This is a genomic window from Bacillus sp. PK3-067, assembly GCF_056738645.1.
This window is the reverse complement of record NZ_CP096490.1, coordinates 45,462-63,895: the sequence shown is the minus strand read 5'-3', so window position 1 is coordinate 63,895 and position 18,434 is coordinate 45,462. Positions and strand designations below refer to the sequence as shown.

Genomic DNA, 18,434 nt, shown 5'->3' with positions numbered 1-18,434 from the left:
TTAATTAAACATTCAGAAAATATAGGGTGATTTTGTAGAAGTGTTGTATATCTTAATTTATTTAACAAAAAAAGATCATGCAAATTTGCATGATCTTTTTAGATGACCCGTACGGGATTCGAACCCGTGTTACCGCCGTGAAAGGGCGGTGTCTTAACCACTTGACCAACGGGCCGTTAAATTAAATATAGCGGCGGAGGGGATCGAACCCCCGACCTCACGGGTATGAACCGTACGCTCTAGCCAGCTGAGCTACACCGCCATGTCGTCTTATTTAACGGACAATTAGTATCTTACATCAGATACTAATTAAAGTCAACACATCTCAAAAACTTTTTTGAAAATATTTTTTACATATAAAAAAGCACCCTGAGACATTACTCTGGGTACCTCTCTATATGTTAAAAACTAAACGTCCTTATTATCCGCGACGCGCGCCACGGCCACCACGTTTAGACTCTGTGTTACGCTTTAAAGAAGTTAAACGATCTTCGCTATCTTTTAAGAAGCGTGCCATCTTTTGCTCAAATGTTTCTTTCGGAGCTCGGTCGTTACCGCCACCGCGATTATCTCTGTTGAAAGAGCGATTATTACGTTGTGGACGTCCAGAACGTTGTTGATCACCACCGCGTTGGTATTCACCACGTGGACGATCTCCTTCTGTTTTTTCACGTTCTTTCGCTTTTTTGATAGATAAACCAATCTTTCCATCTTTTTCAACATTAATAACTTTTACTTCTACTTGGTCGCCCACTTTTAAGTGATCGTTAATATCTTTTACATAGTTATCAGCAACTTCACTAATATGAACAAGACCCGTTAAGCCCTCTGGCAGCTCCACAAAAGCCCCAAAATTTGTAATACCTGTTACTTTACCCTGTAACTTGCTGCCTACCTCGATTGACATAAAAAAAATGCTCCTCCTTAGTGGTTAAAAAGTCAAATTTTACTTTATTATATATAATCCTAAAATATAGTGTCAATAAGACATACTCTACTTAGAAACAGGAAAAATTATCTCCCCTTTACCAGAGAAGAAATAATCCCTTCTAGCAATCTTTAATACGTACTCTTCATCATTTAACTTTTGAACTTCGTCTTTTAGACTTTTTTCTTTATTCGTTAATGAATCCAGTTCTTTTTTCATGTCCTTAACTTTTGCTTCTTTTGCTTTAATGGAACTGTTTTGTTGATAAAACGTTACACTAATACTCGCAATAATTGTAAAAGTAAAGACAAGAAAAACCGCTAAACGGCGATAAAGTCGCTTCCTGTTCTCATCCGTTTGTATTATATGCTCTTTAACAGGATTTGGACTCTGTTTTTCGATTGTTCTTTGTCTCAGTTCCCTCATTTCCGAGGTCCCCCTAACTTCTTTTTTATATGCTCCCATAGTTGGAAGATATGTCCCTTCAATTTTGCTATATATTGCAGGAACCCTATATGTTTCACTATAAAAAGTTTAACACGATTAGGGAGAAGTTTCCATATGAGCGAAGCAATAAATCGAACAGGCCAGAAAAAAACTTTCCATATGAAAAGTAATATCCAAATCACCATTTTCCATAACACATGTCCAATTGAAAGCAGTATACGAAATAAGAATAATATAAATGCAATAAATAGCTGCGCTATAATAATAACAGGTTTTATCATGAGTAGCTGTATAATTCGAACAAAAAAATATGTTGTTTGCATAAAAATATAGATGAGAAAATTTAACAGCTTCATGTATAGTGCCTTCAATAAGCTTTGATATGCCGCAAAACCACATAATAATGCCAAAAACACATATATACGTAGCTCAGCTTCATTTACGAGAAGCAATACATAAAAGACGAATAATGCTTGGACAATCCAAAATAATATATCATGTATAAATACAAGCCAACGTTTACGTTCTTGGCGCTTTAAAAAACGTTGATATGTATCTAAAGACGCTCCAATCCAAGCACCCATTCCAATCATTGAAAGCATTGTATACAACTGAATTGTTAAGCTCATTTAAACAACTTACTAAAGAAACCTTTAGTTTTTTCCCCTTGATTTTCATCAATATACAGCATCTCATTAACTTTCCCTTTAATCGACACAATACCTTTTTCCACATCTAAATTTTTCATTTGTAAATTTTGACCACGAATCGTTAAAAAACCCATTACGGTCTCTAGTAAAAACTCTTCGCTATCAAAACTCTCTACCTGCTTCACACCGGTAATATCAATTATACGCCTGCCACGCATAATAATGTCATGCTCTACAGAAACATTTTGTTGATTAGAAGACGTAGGTGAGTAACCATTATTCACGTAAATCCCCCCATAGGTTTTTACTAGCTAATAGTAATGTATGAGGGGATACATGATTTTAGAACAAGCCTTCTTCCGCTTTTACTTTTTCTTCACGAACTAAGCTATACATATTTGCTGCATCTTCTTTTTTAGTTGTTTCTTTTAATTCATTTATTTTCACAGTCACTATTTTTTGACCAAAACGAATTGTTAATTCATCAGCTACTTTCACATCAGAACTCGCTTTTGCCACTTGACCATTAATAGATATTCTTCCTTGATCAGCTACTTCTTTCGCTAATGTTCTTCTTTTAATTAAACGTGATACTTTTAAAAACTTATCTAGACGCATATCAAATCCCCCTATTAACGCTCTGTTTGTTTCGCTTCTTCCCATAAAACATCTAACTGTTCTAATGATAAATCTTTCATCTCTTTATTCATTTCAGCTACTTTTGCCTCCATGTATAAAAAACGACCAGTAAATTTCTCATTAGTTGAACGTAACGCCTCTTCTGGATCTATTTTGTAATGACGAGCTATATTAACAAATGCAAATAGTAAATCACCAAACTCACCCAGCATCTTTTCCTCATCCATATTTGTAACCTCTTGTTGGAACTCTTGCCATTCTTCCAAAGCTTTCTCTATCATCGGTTGCACATCAACCCAATCAAATCCAACCTTACCAGCTTTCTTCTGAATTTCATAGGCGCGTAGTAACTGTGGCAAACTTTTTGGAACGCCATTTAAAACAGATTCTTTCACGAATCCTTTTTCTTGTTTTTTAATTTCTTCCCAATTTGCAATCACTTCATCAGCGCTGTTTACATCCGTATTTCCAAACACATGCGGATGGCGACGAACCATTTTCTCAGATAGAGTTCGAATGATATCATCTATAGAGAACCAACCTTCATCTTCTCCGATTTGAGCATGAAGCATAACTTGTAATAATATATCACCTAATTCTTCTACTAAGTGATCATCATCCTCTTCATCGATTGCTTCCAACACTTCATAAGCTTCCTCAATTAAATATTTCTTTAATGATTGATGTGTTTGCTTTTTATCCCACGGACAACCATTTGGACCACGAAGTTCCGCAATAATTTCTCTAAGAACATCAAACTGTTGATACAAGGACGCACGCTCCTGAACTGGCGGCACGTACACACTCGTTAAATTATTCAATTCCGTTTCATGATCTAACATGTACAACGGTACCTTCTTTACTTGTTCAAATGAAGTTCCTGCAGCTGATACGATATACACTTCATAATCATCTGGTAACATCTCCATTAATGTTAATTTCACATCAGATGCAACGAATGCATCATATACTTGGCAAAAGATTAAATGTTGACGCAGTTCTAATTGCCCTCTTTCAAATGATGTAGCATCAAGTAATTGGAGTCCTTCAATCGGATCAATCTTTAGACTTGCAAACATAGGATCAAGGAAACTTTGTCCACCCTCAATTCGCACTTCAACATTTGAAACTTCCCCTTTTTCTAACAGCAGCTGAACTGTTCTTTCTGCTACAAGTGGATGCCCGGGAACAGCATAGATAATTTCTGTACCTTCAGCTTGTTCTAGCAATTTATTCGCAATTGTTTCATATACAATTTCAAACGTATCATGCGCTTCATATACAGCATCAAAAGACGTATATTGTACGCCTTCTTTCTCCAATTCTTCTATAACTGGATGTTCCTTCGTTCTAACAAACAGATGGTCTGCTTCTTTTATTTTTCGATATACACCCATCGTTAGCTGATCTAATTCACCAGCTCCTAAACCTAAAATAGTAATGATTCCACTCACAACCAGTCACCTCTATCCACTCTTCTTCAATGAACCTTCTTTTTTCTCTTGTTTCATAACGGTTCCTAATTCTTTTTTTGTAAATACACGTAATTTCAAAATAAAAAACATATATGTCAATCCGCCGATGGCTACACCTAACAACGCTTCAAGCGTCGCGCTTCCTCTATGTTCCGTATTAATTACTAATCCAGACATCTGTAACACACGTGTGAACATCATTAATACAAACCCCATACAGATACCACTAATTACTATCCCTAACATATTTCGCTTATTGATAAGTGACCCTGATACAGCTCTCGTAAGCAACAAACTATTTAATCCAGAGATTATAATTAACGCACATAAAGTCGCAAAAGCTGCACCTTTCACACCAAAATAAGGCATGAATATATAATTTAACGCTAACTTTAAGCAACCTCCAAATACAACAAATAACGCTGGCTTAAACGTTTGCCCTAATCCTTGTAAAATAGAAGCTGTCGTAATTGACAATGAACTAAATAAAATAGATAACGATAAAATAGATAAAACATCTGATCCATCACTGTTTTCAAACAACATAATATTGGTAGGTTGAATAATACAAGTTAGTCCAATAGCTGCTGCAAGTCCAATAACAAATGTTATTTTCATTGCTAACTTTACCTTTTCTTGAATAAAGGAAAGATCTCCTCTTTCCTTCGCCGCTGTAATAATCGGAATAAGTGACAACGAGAAAGAAGTCGTCACAACAGTACCTAATTGCATTAGCGGAATACTTCTATCATAAACACCCTTTAATACCTTTGCATTTTCAGCCTGTTCTCCCGCACCAATAAGTAAGCTGTAAAAGGACACTGAATCAGCCATCTGTATAAAAATAAGCACTAAATTACTAACACAAATCGCTAACCCCTGCCAAAAAAGGATTTTAACTATCTTCCTTTTACCCTTAATTCTCGCTGCACTTTTGAAGAATATAGAACGAAAATCTTGACGCATATACAATATAAGTACAATAATCCCAATAAGTCCACCCGCAATTGAGCCTAACATAGCCCCTGCACCAACTGTATATAAATCAAATCCGTGAGCAATTAGGAATAGCGATAAAAATACAATAATAGAAACTCGAATTGTTTGTTCTATTACTTGCGAAACAGCCGTTGGCATCATATTATTGAATCCTTGAAAATACCCTCTTGCTACAGACAAAAATGGCATCAATAAGAATGAAAATGAAATAACACGTAGTAACTTATCTAAGTGTATATCGCCCATAGCTACCGCAATTGTTTCGGCCCCAAAAAACAGTGTAAAGAAGCCTATAAAACCAATCCCTAATAAGAACCAAAAAGATACACAAATAATTTCTTCTGCTTCTTTTTGTTTTCCCCGCTCTAGTCGTTCTGCAACCATTTTCGAAATGATAACAGGAAATCCATAAGTAGCTAAAATTAAACAAAATCCATAAAACGGGTAAATTTGTTGGTAAATATAAAACCCAATATCCCCCGCTATATTTTGATATGGAATACGGTAAAAAGCGCTTAATACTTTTGTAACGAAACTTGCAATCGTTAATATAATAGCCCCACGCCAAAAGGCTTGATACTTCTTCGCTTCCATACAAGAAAACTCCTTTTTCTATTCTCACCTCTCGTATTATATCATAAAGAAAAGAACAAACTCCCTTACCAACACGGGTAATAATGAGTTCCTAAATGTTAAAAATATTCAACGAAAAAAGGTAGCAAAGTGCTACCTTCATTCAATATACATATATCTCCAAATAATTGATTTCTCAAAAAGAAAGATCATAATTAGGAAAGATTGCTACTTCTAAAATCAATATACCCTTACTGTTCCATTTGTTTCGCTAAGAAACTGGCAGCAGTATTAACCGCTTTATGCTCGATCTCGCTTATAATGGCTTCTTTTGAAAAAATAATGACGGCTCCAATCGGATCTCCGTTTGCAACAATCGGTCCAACTGTATAAGAATGAACCTTTTCTGTTACACCATCAATAATGGAAATATCACTTTCATCCGTCATAATAACAGACTTTCGTTCTTCCATCGTTTTTTCAATTAGATCGCCAACACTTTTATTTAAGTATTCTTTTTTCGATACGCCTGATACTGCGATGATAGAATCTCGATCACACACAAGCACATTATGTCCTAAGCTATCATATAAAGCATCAGCATATTCTTTCGCAAAATCACCTAGCTCACTAATTGGAGAATACTTCTTTAAAATTACCTCTCCATCGCGATCAACAAATATTTCTAGTGGGTCTCCTTCTCGAATACGTAAAGTTCTACGAATTTCCTTCGGGATTACTACCCTGCCTAAATCATCAATTCGACGTACGATTCCAGTTGCTTTCATTCTAATGCTGCCTCACTTTCTACTGATGATCAAAGTGGTGAATTTACCTGTTCATGTAAAAATCACCAACTGTTAGACATAGTATTTTACACATTAGTTCTTCTATGCACGTCGAATTGTATTTTTTTATCTTATTTTAGGCATTTATTACTTCTTTTTTTACATCTGGTAAGCCTTTTAATAAATTTTCAGCAATTGTTAACCACTTCAATGTCTCTAAGCCATTTGTTTTCATAACAATTTTCAATTGTGATCCTTCCATTCCTAAACCGATCATACGTCCAAAACTATTTCCGAGCATGAATAATTTTCCACCATCAATATTTTGACTTGCTTGTTCAGAAAATAGGAATGTTACTTCAAATTTATTCTGCTTAATTAATTCAATTTGTTCTTTCATTGCCAACACTTTAATATTTGCAATTTGTAATAAATAACCAACTTCTTGTGGATAATCGCCAAATCTATCGATCATTTCTTCCTGCAATTCTTCAATATCCTCAATTGCAGAAACACCTCTAAATTGTTTATACATCATAATTTTTTGCTTACTATCTGAAATATAAGCATCTGGTAAATATGCATCTACCTCTAAGTCAATTTCAACATTAACTATATTTTCAGCCCCATCTGTTCCTCTACGCTGTTCAATTGCATCTTTTAACATTTGCGAATATAGATCAAATCCGACAGAATCAATAAATCCATGCTGTTCTGCCCCTAACAAATTACCTGCTCCACGAATAGATAAATCTCTCATCGCAATTTTGAAACCAGATCCAAGTTCCGTGAACTCTTTAATTGCTTGTAGACGCTTCTCTGCAACCTCTGACAGCACTTTGTCACGTTTATATGCAAAGTATGCATACGCAACACGATTAGAACGTCCAACACGCCCACGAAGCTGATACAACTGTGATAATCCCATACGATCTGCATCAAATACAATTAACGTATTTACATTCGGAATATCTACACCCGTCTCAATAATTGTTGTACTTACAAGAACATCATGCTGTCCTTCTAAAAATGATAGCATAACAGACTCTAATTCGCTTTCGTTCATTTTCCCATGTGCGTACGTTACGCGGGCATCTGGAACTAACATCGAAATTTCATCTGCTTTTCTTTCAATATCCTCTACACGGTTATATAGGAAGTAAACTTGACCACCTCTTGCAAGCTCTCGCTCTATTGCCTCTCGCATTAACGCTGGATTATACTCTACTACATACGTTTGGACTGGGAAACGATTTTCTGGTGGTGTCTCAATAACAGATAAGTCGCGCACACCAAGCATAGACATATGAAGCGTCCGCGGAATCGGAGTTGCCGTTAATGTTAATACGTCAACATTTGCCTTCAATTGTTTAATTTTTTCTTTATGTGTTACACCAAATCTTTGTTCTTCATCAATAATAAGAAGCCCTAAATCTTTATACGTAACATCTTTAGATAAAATACGATGTGTTCCGATTACGATATCTACTGTTCCATCCTTTAAGCCCTTAATTGTTTCATTTTGTTGTTTTCTCGTACGGAATCTACTTAATAAGCCTATATTGATCGGATAATCTTGAAAACGCTCTCGAATTGTTTCATAGTGTTGCTGCGCAAGAATCGTTGTCGGTACTAAAATTGCAACTTGTTTTTCATCCATAATTGCTTTAAATGCCGCACGAATAGCCACTTCAGTCTTTCCATACCCTACGTCACCACAAAGGAGCCTATCCATCGGGCGTCCGCGTTCCATATCTTTTTTAATCTCGTCAATAGAACGTAACTGATCCTCTGTCTCTTGATATGGGAAAAAGGATTCGAACTCTTGTTGTTCTGCCGTATCTGGCGTATATGCATAGCCTTTTGAAGCTTCGCGCTCAGCATATAGTTTAATTAGGTCATCCGCAATGTCTTGTACAGATTTTTCAACTTTCGTTTTAACCTTTTTCCAATCATTACCGCCTAATTTATAAACTTTCGGATCCTTACCTTCAGATCCTACATATTTTTGGACTTGATCAATTTGTTCAATTGGAACGTATAGCTTATCATTACCTTGATATTTAATATTTAAATAATCTTTGTGAACACCATTAATCTCTAATGTCTCAATACCTAAAAATTTACCTATACCATGATTTACGTGAACTACATAATCTCCAACTTTTAATTCCGAATAACTTTTAATACGTTCAGCATTCGATAACTTTTGTTTACGTTGTGATTTTTTAACTTTCTTATGAAAAAGCTCCTTTTCAGTAATGACAACAAGCTTTTGCATCGGCATTTCAAATCCTGCATGTAAATCACCTACAGCAATTTGTAACCTTCCAGGCAATAAGATATCTGTACCTTCTACAATATCTGCCTCAATATCATAATCACTTAAAATATGTTGTAATTTTTTCACACGTTCATCATCTGTTCCAAGTACAACAGTCGTAAAATGCCCTTCATTCCATCTATCAATTTCTGTTTTTAACAAATTCATCTGTCCATGGAAATCTTGCATTGTTTTACATGTTACATTAACAATATTTTGCGGATGTGTGTGTGCGATATGACGCAAGAATAACGTTAAATATACAAAACTTCTTTTTTTATGATGAAGAAACCCCTCGAATGGGTGAGAGAAAGATAAATCTTGAATAATTGTTCCTTCACCAAGAAGTGATATATACCATTCCGCCTCTTCTGTTTCAAGATGCGATGCTGTTTCTTGAATACGGGAAATCTCGTCTAAAATTACAACACCGTCTTCTGGTAAATAATCTATCAGACTAGCAGGTTCTTTATAGAAAATAGATAAGTATTTAAACATCTGTTCTATACTTTGCCCGTTTTTCAACATCTCAATTTCATGACTTACCGTCTCAAGCACTGTAGTCTTTAGTTTATCATCAGAAAGTTTTTGCATCGTCTTAGTTAAACCTTCTTCAAGATGCTGAATTCCTGATTTTAATTCTTCCTGTGAAAATAAAAACTCTGTTGCCGGACCAAACCTAACGCTTTCTTTTTTACCTTGAGAACGCTGTTCATCCACATCAAATAATCGAATAGAATCGACTTCTGTATCAAAGAATTCAATACGAAATGGTAGTTCTTCAGTTAAAGGATAAATATCTAATATTCCCCCACGCAAACTGAACTCCCCTGGAGCTTCTACCATCGACTTACGTTCATAGCCAATATGATGTAAAGTATGCAAGAGCGCATCTAAATCAATCTCTTGCCCTAGATTGATTTCAACTTGCTTTTGCTTCCACAATTCTTTTATTGGTAAAAATCTACGCAATCCTGCCACTGGCGCTACAATGATTCCATTCTCTCCCGCAGCCAAGCGATTTAACACTTCTATACGTTGCGCCTTCAATTCTGGACTTGCAACCCCAATTTCCGATGCTATCAGTTCATTCACTGGATATAGCCACACATCTTTTTCACCAAGTAACGCCACTAAATCTTCATGTACTTTTTGTGCTTGGTATAAGTTATGTGTCACGATTAATTGTGATTTTTTTGTTTTTTTATATAAAGCCGCCATTAATAACGAACGAGAAGACGTTGCCATCCCTGATATAAGTTGTTCTTTTAACCCATCTTCTAATCCATTAATAACCGATTGTATCTCTTCATTTTTATAAAATTGCTCTAATAAACCTATCATTTTTAAAACTCCTCTCAACATAAAGAGCAAGTCATTCTATTTTATGCAAATATTTCGGAAAAGGAAAACAGAAAAATGCTTTGGACATGCCAAAGCGACAACATTTTATTGCAGAAATTTTTCATACTCATAATACTCAGGATAAGATGCGAGCGTTTCTTGACACGATTCACAAATCGTTTTTATATATATATTTCCATTCTCATGAAAATGAATCATTTCTACTACTTCTTGCTCTGTTAGTTGAAATAAAACGTCGCTATATACTTTTTCTGCGTTAATGGAGCCTACATTACCTCCGCAGTGTCTGCAATAATAATACCCTTCCATACTAGCCTCCTAAAAATTCAATTACTACTAGTATGGGTAAAACAAAAGAGAAATATTCCCAATCTCATTTTTAACTATTGAAAGTATTCATGATTTGGAGAAAAGGCTTATTTAGCCACTCTTCACATGCATCCGCTGCTTTTTCAATAGAATGGTTAACATCCGGAATCTCTTCAGATGTAAAGCGTCCTAATACATAATCGACTACCTTCATTCCATTTTTCGGGCGATCGATTCCCATACGGATACGTTGAAATTCTTGTGTTCCTAGGTGCGAAATCGTTGACTTTACACCATTATGTCCACCAGCACTACCTTTCATGCGAAGACGCAATTTACCTACAGGAATGTCCAAATCGTCGTACATAACAACGAAGTCCTCAACATCAATTTTATAATAATCCATGAGTGGACGAATACTTTCCCCAGATAAGTTCATGTATGTTAGCGGCTTTAATAAGATTACCTTTTCTCCGTTAACAAACCCTGCACCAAATACACCTTTAAATTTTTGTTCATTCAAAGAAATGTTCCAACGCTTCGCAAGTTCATCAATGGCCATAAATCCAATATTATGCCTTGTTAATTCATATTCTCTACCTGGGTTCCCAAGTCCTACTATCAATTTCATTCTTGTACCACTACTTTCTTTTTTCGATACGAAAAGACGTAACCAATTTTGGTTACGTCTCATTCTATCCAATTAATTGAATAATACACTCACAGATTCTTCTTCGTATACACGAATGATTGCTTCTCCGATTAATGGAGCAACTGAAAGTTCATGTACTTTGTCGATTTTCTTCTCTTCTGGTAATACGATAGAGTTCGTTACAACTAACTCTTTAATATTTGAATTTTGAATACGCTCAATTGCTGGACCAGATAATACTGGGTGTGTACAGCAAGCATATACTTCAGAAGCACCGTTCTCAACAAGAGCGTTTGCTGCTAATGTAATTGTACCAGCTGTATCAATGATGTCATCAATTAAAATCGCTGTTTTACCTTCAATATTACCGATAATGTTCATTACCTCTGATACGTTCGGGCGAGGACGACGCTTATCAATAATAGCGATTGGCGCTTTTAGACGATCTGCCATTTTTCTTGCACGAGTTACACCACCATGGTCAGGAGACACGATTACGATATCTTTAAGACCTTTTGTTTCAAAGTAATCTGAAAGAATCGGTACACCCATTAAGTGGTCGATTGGGATATCAAAGAATCCTTGAATTTGTGGAGCATGTAAATCTAGAGTGATTACACGAGTTGCACCTGCTGTTTCAAGCAAGTTTGCTACAAGTTTCGATGTAATTGGTTCACGAGAACGCGCTTTACGGTCTTGACGCGCATAACCATAGTAAGGAATAACAATATTAATTGTTTTCGCAGATGCACGTTTTAATGCATCAATCATAATAAGTAATTCCATGATATGTTCGTTTACTGGGAAGCTTGTAGATTGAATAATGAATACATCGCAACCACGGATACTTTCTTCAATGTTAATTTGAACTTCTCCATCACTAAAACGATCAACAGAACATTTTCCTAGCCCTACTCCAATATGCTTTGCAATCTGCTCAGCAAGTTCCTTATTAGAGTTTAAAGAGAATACTTTCAAATTAGAATTTAGATATTGAGTCGACATCTAGATTAACCCTCCACATTATGATTTTTTCTTATTCAGCAATTGATCAACATAGTCTTCTTTGTTAACTTGACGTGCACGTGCTACCGATAATGCTTTTGATGGAACATTCTCTGTAATTGTAGAGCCTGCTGCCACATAAGCACCATCTTCAACTGTTACTGGAGCAACAAGGTTTGAATTACATCCAATAAATACCCCATTACCAATCACAGTTTTGAATTTATTCTTACCGTCATAGTTCACCGTAATTGAACCACAACCAAGATTCACGTCTTCTCCAACTTGTGCATCCCCGATATAACTCAAGTGTGAAGCTTTACTTCTATTACCAAAGACAGTTTTTTTGATTTCCACGAAGTTTCCAACGCGTACTTCGTCTCCAATAACTGAATCTGGGCGAATATGTGCAAATGGACCAACCGATACTTCTGTACCAAGCTTACTATCATGTACAGTAGATTGTCGAATTGTCGTACGATCTCCAATTTCACTATCGCGAATTACTGTATGCGGTCCAATTTCACAATCAGAGCCAATTACAGTGTTCCCCTCAATAATTGTTCCTGGATGAAGAACTGTATCACTACCGATAACTGCATCAGCAGAAATATAAGTGTTACTTGGATCAATAATTGTAACACCGTTTACCATGTTCTTTCGGTTGATACGGTTTTTCATAATAATTTCCGCTTGCGATAGAGCGACTCTGTCGTTAACACCTAACGTTTCGTCGAACTGCTCTGTTTGATAAGCTGATACGATATGACCTTCATTTTTTAAAATCTCAATAACATCTGGAAGGTAATATTCACCTTGCACGTTATCATTTGAAACTTTAGAAAGTGAAGCAAATAAAGCCTTATTATCAAAACAATACGTACCTGTATTGATTTCTTTAATAGCTAATTCTTTCTCATTTGCATCTTTATGCTCAACAATCTTTTCAACATGACCATTCTCATTACGAACAATACGGCCATATCCAGCAGGCTCTTCTATGTATGCTGTTAGCACCGTCGCCATTGCTCCTGCTTCTTTATGTTGCTGAAGTAATGCTTCCATTGTTTCAGCAGTTATTAGAGGCGTATCACCACAAATAACTAAAGTTGTTCCTTCTTCATTTGCAAGTACACTTGCAGCTTGATCTACAGCATGTGCTGTACCAAGTTGTTCTGCTTGTAATGCAAATTCACTTACGTTCCCTAGCTGTTCTTGTACCATTTCAGCACCATGTCCAACAACCGTTACAAGTTTCTGCAATCCTAATTGAGATACTTGATCGACTACGTGTTGTACCATAGGTTTTCCACATACAGGATGCAGCACTTTGTATAGCTTAGACTTCATACGTGTGCCTTTACCTGCAGCTAGAATCACTGCAAATCTGTTTGACATATAGACCCTCCATCGCAACCTATTTATCCATTAAAGATATTATCCTAAATCATCATATATTTCAAGAAACACATTTTAACTATTAAATTTTACCATAATTCTTATAAGATGTTTTACTCTTTAGTATCTTTTTTAAGAAATAAGCTATACTATTTAAAATGATTTTGAAAAAATTAGTAGTTTCTTCTTTTTATGTTAATAAATTATGCAGTTTCCAAATATAAAGCAAAAAAAACAAACCCCTGTAAATGCTTACAGGAGTTTGCTACAAAATTATAAGGCTTTTTGTCAAAAGCCCTTTTCATTCGAATTTTACGAAGCACCTGCTTCTTCAAACTCAACCTCTTCTAACTCGCCTAAACGATGATACTCTGTTAAAACCGCATCTTGAATTTTAGAGCGTGTACCAGAATTAATTGGATGTGCAATGTCACGGAACTCTCCATCTGGAGTACGTTTACTTGGCATTGCTACAAATAATCCATTATTACCATCAATTACACGAATATCATGAACAACAAATTCATGGTCTAGAGTAATAGAGGCAATTGCTCTCATGCGGCCTTCTGTGTTTACGCGGCGTAATCTTACGTCAGTCACTTCCATCTTGTGTTCACCACCCTTTTCTAAATAAGCGATATATTTGTATAAATTCCACAAATTTTCTATTTTCCCTTTAATTTTTTTAAAAATTTTTAAGATAAAAATTTTTAAAGTAGTTGAATATAGAGATTAGTGGAGGTTATCGCTTACAAAAGGTTACTTAACTAGGGCGATTACTTCAATTTCAACGGAAACATCTTTCGGTAATTTTGCTACTTGCACACAAGATCGAGCTGGTTTATGAGTAGAGAAATAAGAGCTATACACTTCATTCACAGCATTAAAATCATCCATGTCCTTTAAAAATACTGTTGTTTTTACGACTGTATCAAATGAAGCACCTGCTTCCTCTAATACCGCTTGTAAATTTTGAAATACTTGTTCTGTTTGTACTGTTACATCTCCTGTTACAAGCTCCCCATTTGCCGTCAATGGAATTTGTCCTGAGCTATAGAACATGTTATTTACAATAATCCCCTGTGAATAAGGTCCAATTGCTTGTGGTGCCTTGCTTGTTTGAACAACTTTCATACTTTTCACCCTTTTATTATTTATTTTACTCTTTAAAAATAGTGTACGAAAGGCAGTTTGTCCATCTATTTTATAATCTATAAATAAAATAAAAAAAGATAGAGCTATCTGCTCTATCTTTTATTCCGCCTCTACAAGCCCTTCATCAAATGGCGCAAGAGAATAATTCCCTTTTTCCACTTGAATCGTTTTTTCTTTCACATCAACTTCCGATAGACGAATTAATGATACAAAATTATTAATTAGTCGTTCTTCAATATCTGTGGATTCTACTAATACACCAATACCAACAACATTAGCCTTGAACTCTTCTAACATACTCATCATACCTTGAATTGTTCCGCCAGCTTTCATGAAGTCATCAATAATTAAAACATTCGACCCTTCTGGAAGACTGCGTTTTGCTAACGTCATTGTTTGAATTCGTTTAGAAGAACCCGACACATAGTTAATACTAACAGTCGGACCTTCTGTTACCTTATTATCTTTCCTTGCAATTACAACTGGTACATCTAAGTAATTTGCCACTGCATAAGCAAGTGGAATCCCCTTCGTTGCCACCGTCATAACTGCATCAATTGGTTGCCTAGCAAAAACAGAAGCAAACAAACGACCTGCGCCATTAATATGGCGAGGATTACTCAATAAATCTGTCATGTATAAGTAACCGCCAGGCAAAATACGATCTGGGTTTTCAAATAAGCCACAAAGCTCATCAATAATTAGATCTGCCTCTTCTTCACTTATATACGGTATATATTTCACTCCTCCTGCTGCTCCTGGTACCGTTTGCAATGTGCCGACCCCTTGTTGTTCAAACGTTTGCTTAATAATAACTAAATCTTCACTAATGGAAGACTTAGCCGATTGATACCTTTCAGCAAAAAAAGTGAGAGATACTAGCTGACGAGGGTTTTGTAGCAAGTAATAAGTCATATCGACTAATCTTGTACTTCTTCTAATTTTCATACTCTCACCTCAAATCACGAATATTCTAAACAAATCATAACGTATTATACGTCTTTATTCAAGCGTTTCTCGCTCTCCTAATAAACGTACCGCATAGACTTGTTCACAAAATCCTTTTAATCCGTTATAAATGCGATGCATTCGTGAATCATGGTGTACAAGTCCAAATACAGTTGGACCACTTCCACTCATTAATACAGCATCCGCTCCAAATCGCTTCATCTGTGATTTAATACGGGCAACTTCAGGATGCATTCCAAATGTTACATCTTCTAAAACGTTACCAACAGTATCACAAATTCCTTTATAATCACCAGAATTTATGACATCAACCATTTTATCTACATTCGGATGTGTAACTCGATTTAACTTTAAATTTCCATACACATCAGCAGTAGATACACCTATATGTGGTTTCGCTAAAATAACCCAACAAGAAGGCGGAGTCTTTATATGCTCAATTTTTTCTCCTCTTCCAGTGGCAATTGCTGTGCCTCCGTATACACAGAACGATACATCTGATCCAATTTCTGCGCCAAGCTCTGCTAACTCATCAATTGTAAGCCCTAAATTCCATAATTTATTAAGACCACGTAATGTGGCTGCTGCATCACTACTTCCACCTGCTAATCCAGCTGCTACTGGAATCGTTTTTTCAATAGTAATAGATACACCTTTTTTTACATTAAACTTCTCTTTTAATAATTTCGCTGCCTGATAAGCTAAATTTCGTTGGTCGTCTGGGACATACCGATTATGGGATAAAATTTCAATACGGTCTTCTGCTAATTCCGTTAGTTCTAGACGATCTGCTAAATCAATGGTTGTCATAATCATTTTCACTTCATGATATCCGTCTTGTCTTTTTCCCAGTACATCTAACGACAGATTAATCTTTGCTGGTGCTTTCACTAGTAGCTTCAATCTATTCACCCACTCTATGTACTCAATCTTTTATCGTTTATTTTACCATAAATTTATAGTAAGACGATGACACTTCCCTAATTATAACGAAAAGCATTCAGAATGAAACTACTTATGTAAAATGATGGCACCTTTTAGAGTACAAAAAGCCGAGGAATGTCTCCTCGGCTACCGTAGCATAGAAAGTATCTTACAACTACTGGTTTCGTTTCATTAATTGCTGTTCTGCAATTTCTATAGCACGTTTCACCATGTTACCAGCATCTTTCGCACGAATTCCGCCCCATCCTTCTTTCTGAACAACATCATAAAAGCCAAGCTCTTTTGCTAGCTCTTCTTTAAATTGGTTTGACATGACACCTCTTCGTCTACTCAATGCAGAGTCCCTCCTTATTTTGCTACGGTATAGTTAGTATGCAAAATAATATAGCTTTTCATTTATGGGAATATATGTAATGATATACGGATTATAAAATGACCTCATTATGAGGGTCTCCATAAAATGTTAACTCTACTGTCTCTGTTAAAACATCTGCATAACTATAAGATACACGTTGCAACGCATCTTCTTGTTGATCTAATTGTACAACAAAAACGGAACGGTATGTTTCTGCTAGTACACCTGATTGCTCCACAGTTTTTCTTCTTCCACTATTTGCTTTTAACATAAGTCGCTGTCCAAGATGGTGATCTAATTCGCTTTTAATTTCATCTAAACGTTTTGACATATACTTCGCTACACCTCGCTGTAATTTAGATTGAACACTTAAAGCACGATATATCTATCCTAATTATTAACCGCGATTCACAGCTAATATCATCCTGCGTTTGAATAGATAGGAGAAATACTATATTGTAAAAGTATCATTACGTAGTCTGCACGTTCTTACCTCTTTTTATCCAAATTCATTTAAATCCTTCCATACAAAAAAGCAAGATACATATGTATCCTGCTTACTCTTCGTAATGTTGAAAAGGTAATCCCGTTCGTAAAATCCCTCTCGTTTCAATTCCACCTAGTCCCTTTTCACCAGTAATTGTATTACGTACGACATCCCATACATTGACTCTCTCCATAAATGAAGTAAAACTAATTTTACCAACTACATATACAGGATCTAGTGCATGAATATTAATTCTAGATGGTGAACTAGCGAAATTGGCCCCTGCACGAATTAGTGCCTCAAAATGTGATTGACATGCCCCAGCAAAAATAACAAGTTGATCCAATGATGGATATTTTTTTCGCACTTCACGAACAGCCTGTACAAAATGTCTTGAATGCCTATATGCCGCTAAATCTCCCTTCACTCCTTTTGATTTTGTATATGCATCATGCCCTGTAATAACGAGAATGTCTGGGCGAAAGTGATCTATTAAGTCTACTACTTTTTCATGCATCTCCGTTTCTTTACAATGAATACCTTGAACAGGAACGCCAATTTTATTATATAAATCTAAGCACTTGCGCAAATATAAAGGGTCTCCATCTATATGCAATACACGTCCCGGCATTTGAAAATAATTCACCTCACTTGTGTATCCACCAGTTGAAGTATGTTCATGCCTTTGTTTCATCAGTACATAATCTTGTTGAAACAAACGATACGTGCGCTCCATTGTTTCTTTCTCACGCTTCACCCTTTTTTTATGTTCTCTTTGATCTATACTAATTAAATCTTCAAGTGGCGCATCCGCCACCAGTCTAATTTCCTCTCCAAACAATATAGCTATCTCGCCTTTTATTTCTATAATACGAAAAAGAATATCCCTCTTATGAGAATATCGTTCCACTAATTCTCCAACATGTAAAACCATTCTCCTACCTCCAAACTCATTAGGCCATCTTACCTGTT

The 18,434-nt window shown here is 35.8% G+C and carries 20 protein-coding genes and 2 tRNA genes; all 22 read right to left on the bottom strand.

The window, feature by feature from the left end; genetic code table 11:
• Nucleotides 1–103: 103 nt before the first annotated feature.
• The 22 genes from M1D73_RS00350 to yabG all read right to left on the bottom strand — a co-directional run bounded on the left by M1D73_RS00350 (nucleotide 104) and on the right by yabG (nucleotide 18,396).
• Nucleotides 104–175 (bottom strand) — tRNA-Glu (locus tag M1D73_RS00350).
• A gap of 13 nt (nucleotides 176–188) precedes the next feature.
• Nucleotides 189–262 (bottom strand) — tRNA-Met (locus M1D73_RS00345).
• Nucleotides 263–421: 159 nt separating this feature from the next.
• On the bottom strand, nucleotides 422–907 hold the full coding sequence (locus M1D73_RS00340; RefSeq protein WP_000021451.1) for a S1 domain-containing RNA-binding protein: 486 nt from the start codon (nucleotides 905–907) through the stop codon (nucleotides 422–424).
• A gap of 87 nt (nucleotides 908–994) precedes the next feature.
• Nucleotides 995–1,354: a cell division protein DivIC gene (gene divIC, locus M1D73_RS00335; protein WP_001208739.1), complete on the bottom strand. Its 360-nt coding sequence runs from the start codon at nucleotides 1,352–1,354 to the stop codon at nucleotides 995–997.
• A complete protein-coding gene (gene yabQ / locus M1D73_RS00330; RefSeq protein WP_000059772.1) occupies nucleotides 1,351–2,004 on the bottom strand; it encodes a spore cortex biosynthesis protein YabQ in 654 nt (217 codons plus the stop codon). The genes divIC and yabQ overlap by 4 nt, the downstream gene beginning before the upstream one ends.
• Entirely contained in the window at nucleotides 2,001–2,309 is a 309-nt protein-coding gene (yabP, locus tag M1D73_RS00325; RefSeq protein WP_001059104.1) for a sporulation protein YabP, read from the bottom strand. Before yabP ends, yabQ begins: the two co-directional genes overlap by 4 nt.
• Nucleotides 2,310–2,367: 58 nt before the next feature.
• On the bottom strand, nucleotides 2,368–2,643 hold the full coding sequence (locus M1D73_RS00320; protein WP_001234876.1) for an RNA-binding S4 domain-containing protein: 276 nt from the start codon (nucleotides 2,641–2,643) through the stop codon (nucleotides 2,368–2,370).
• 14 nt (nucleotides 2,644–2,657) lie between these two features.
• Complete coding sequence (gene yabN, locus M1D73_RS00315) at nucleotides 2,658–4,118, bottom strand: bifunctional methyltransferase/pyrophosphohydrolase YabN (RefSeq protein WP_098213262.1); 1,461 nt, start codon at nucleotides 4,116–4,118, stop codon at nucleotides 2,658–2,660.
• A 12-nt stretch (nucleotides 4,119–4,130) separates the two neighbouring features.
• Nucleotides 4,131–5,732, bottom strand: a complete 1,602-nt coding sequence (locus M1D73_RS00310) for a putative polysaccharide biosynthesis protein (RefSeq protein ID WP_000387586.1) — start codon at nucleotides 5,730–5,732, stop codon at nucleotides 4,131–4,133.
• Between the two features lie 230 nt (nucleotides 5,733–5,962).
• Nucleotides 5,963–6,499 carry a stage V sporulation protein T gene (gene spoVT / locus M1D73_RS00305; protein WP_000648302.1) on the bottom strand — a complete coding sequence of 179 codons (537 nt, stop codon included), beginning with the start codon at nucleotides 6,497–6,499 and terminating at the stop codon, nucleotides 5,963–5,965.
• A gap of 136 nt (nucleotides 6,500–6,635) precedes the next feature.
• Complete coding sequence (gene mfd, locus M1D73_RS00300) at nucleotides 6,636–10,166, bottom strand: transcription-repair coupling factor (RefSeq protein WP_481157983.1); 3,531 nt, start codon at nucleotides 10,164–10,166, stop codon at nucleotides 6,636–6,638.
• A 105-nt stretch (nucleotides 10,167–10,271) separates the two neighbouring features.
• Entirely contained in the window at nucleotides 10,272–10,496 is a 225-nt protein-coding gene (locus M1D73_RS00295) for an anti-sigma-F factor Fin family protein (protein WP_000399438.1), read from the bottom strand.
• 70 nt (nucleotides 10,497–10,566) lie between these two features.
• Nucleotides 10,567–11,127 carry an aminoacyl-tRNA hydrolase gene (gene pth / locus M1D73_RS00290; protein ID WP_000767702.1) on the bottom strand — a complete coding sequence of 187 codons (561 nt, stop codon included), beginning with the start codon at nucleotides 11,125–11,127 and terminating at the stop codon, nucleotides 10,567–10,569.
• A 72-nt stretch (nucleotides 11,128–11,199) separates the two neighbouring features.
• Nucleotides 11,200–12,153: a ribose-phosphate diphosphokinase gene (locus tag M1D73_RS00285; RefSeq protein ID WP_000107420.1), complete on the bottom strand. Its 954-nt coding sequence runs from the start codon at nucleotides 12,151–12,153 to the stop codon at nucleotides 11,200–11,202.
• An 18-nt stretch (nucleotides 12,154–12,171) separates the two neighbouring features.
• Nucleotides 12,172–13,551 carry a bifunctional UDP-N-acetylglucosamine diphosphorylase/glucosamine-1-phosphate N-acetyltransferase GlmU gene (gene glmU / locus M1D73_RS00280; protein ID WP_000071041.1) on the bottom strand — a complete coding sequence of 460 codons (1,380 nt, stop codon included), beginning with the start codon at nucleotides 13,549–13,551 and terminating at the stop codon, nucleotides 12,172–12,174.
• A gap of 312 nt (nucleotides 13,552–13,863) precedes the next feature.
• A complete protein-coding gene (spoVG, locus tag M1D73_RS00275; protein WP_000454041.1) occupies nucleotides 13,864–14,157 on the bottom strand; it encodes a septation regulator SpoVG in 294 nt (97 codons plus the stop codon).
• 153 nt (nucleotides 14,158–14,310) lie between these two features.
• On the bottom strand, nucleotides 14,311–14,685 hold the full coding sequence (locus M1D73_RS00270) for a RidA family protein (protein ID WP_000869815.1): 375 nt from the start codon (nucleotides 14,683–14,685) through the stop codon (nucleotides 14,311–14,313).
• A gap of 120 nt (nucleotides 14,686–14,805) precedes the next feature.
• Nucleotides 14,806–15,654, bottom strand: coding sequence for a pur operon repressor (purR, locus tag M1D73_RS00265; protein WP_086409621.1), 849 nt, complete (start codon nucleotides 15,652–15,654; stop codon nucleotides 14,806–14,808).
• Nucleotides 15,655–15,708: 54 nt separating this feature from the next.
• A complete protein-coding gene (ispE, locus tag M1D73_RS00260; RefSeq protein WP_000772104.1) occupies nucleotides 15,709–16,578 on the bottom strand; it encodes a 4-(cytidine 5'-diphospho)-2-C-methyl-D-erythritol kinase in 870 nt (289 codons plus the stop codon).
• A gap of 196 nt (nucleotides 16,579–16,774) precedes the next feature.
• Nucleotides 16,775–16,954 carry an acid-soluble spore protein SspF gene (gene sspF / locus M1D73_RS00255; RefSeq protein WP_002094215.1) on the bottom strand — a complete coding sequence of 60 codons (180 nt, stop codon included), beginning with the start codon at nucleotides 16,952–16,954 and terminating at the stop codon, nucleotides 16,775–16,777.
• A 91-nt stretch (nucleotides 16,955–17,045) separates the two neighbouring features.
• Nucleotides 17,046–17,306: a biofilm formation stimulator Veg gene (gene veg / locus M1D73_RS00250; protein WP_000044347.1), complete on the bottom strand. Its 261-nt coding sequence runs from the start codon at nucleotides 17,304–17,306 to the stop codon at nucleotides 17,046–17,048.
• A gap of 226 nt (nucleotides 17,307–17,532) precedes the next feature.
• The gene (yabG, locus tag M1D73_RS00245; RefSeq protein WP_000242868.1) at nucleotides 17,533–18,396 is read right to left on the bottom strand and encodes a sporulation peptidase YabG; all 864 of its coding nucleotides are present in this window, start codon (nucleotides 18,394–18,396) and stop codon (nucleotides 17,533–17,535) included.
• Nucleotides 18,397–18,434: the final 38 nt, after the last annotated feature.

Bases quoted from the DNA above. Each gene is read 5' to 3' on its own strand.
- yabG (WP_000242868.1), bottom strand. From the start codon at position 18,396: ATGGTTTTACATGTTGGAGAATTAGTGGAACGATATTCTCATAAGAGG.
- M1D73_RS00285 (WP_000107420.1), bottom strand. From the start codon at position 12,153: ATGTCGACTCAATATCTAAATTCTAATTTGAAAGTATTCTCTTTAAAC.
- pth (WP_000767702.1), bottom strand. From the start codon at position 11,127: ATGAAATTGATAGTAGGACTTGGGAACCCAGGTAGAGAATATGAATTA.
- spoVT (WP_000648302.1), bottom strand. From the start codon at position 6,499: ATGAAAGCAACTGGAATCGTACGTCGAATTGATGATTTAGGCAGGGTA.
- M1D73_RS00310 (WP_000387586.1), bottom strand. From the start codon at position 5,732: ATGGAAGCGAAGAAGTATCAAGCCTTTTGGCGTGGGGCTATTATATTA.
- yabQ (WP_000059772.1), bottom strand. From the start codon at position 2,004: ATGAGCTTAACAATTCAGTTGTATACAATGCTTTCAATGATTGGAATG.
- veg (WP_000044347.1), bottom strand. From the start codon at position 17,306: ATGTCAAAACGTTTAGATGAAATTAAAAGCGAATTAGATCACCATCTT.
- purR (WP_086409621.1), bottom strand. From the start codon at position 15,654: ATGAAAATTAGAAGAAGTACAAGATTAGTCGATATGACTTATTACTTG.
- M1D73_RS00320 (WP_001234876.1), bottom strand. From the start codon at position 2,643: ATGCGTCTAGATAAGTTTTTAAAAGTATCACGTTTAATTAAAAGAAGA.
- M1D73_RS00340 (WP_000021451.1), bottom strand. From the start codon at position 907: ATGTCAATCGAGGTAGGCAGCAAGTTACAGGGTAAAGTAACAGGTATT.
- mfd (WP_481157983.1), bottom strand. From the start codon at position 10,166: ATGATAGGTTTATTAGAGCAATTTTATAAAAATGAAGAGATACAATCG.
- M1D73_RS00270 (WP_000869815.1), bottom strand. From the start codon at position 14,685: ATGAAAGTTGTTCAAACAAGCAAGGCACCACAAGCAATTGGACCTTAT.
- spoVG (WP_000454041.1), bottom strand. From the start codon at position 14,157: ATGGAAGTGACTGACGTAAGATTACGCCGCGTAAACACAGAAGGCCGC.
- glmU (WP_000071041.1), bottom strand. From the start codon at position 13,551: ATGTCAAACAGATTTGCAGTGATTCTAGCTGCAGGTAAAGGCACACGT.
- M1D73_RS00295 (WP_000399438.1), bottom strand. From the start codon at position 10,496: ATGGAAGGGTATTATTATTGCAGACACTGCGGAGGTAATGTAGGCTCC.
- divIC (WP_001208739.1), bottom strand. From the start codon at position 1,354: ATGAGGGAACTGAGACAAAGAACAATCGAAAAACAGAGTCCAAATCCT.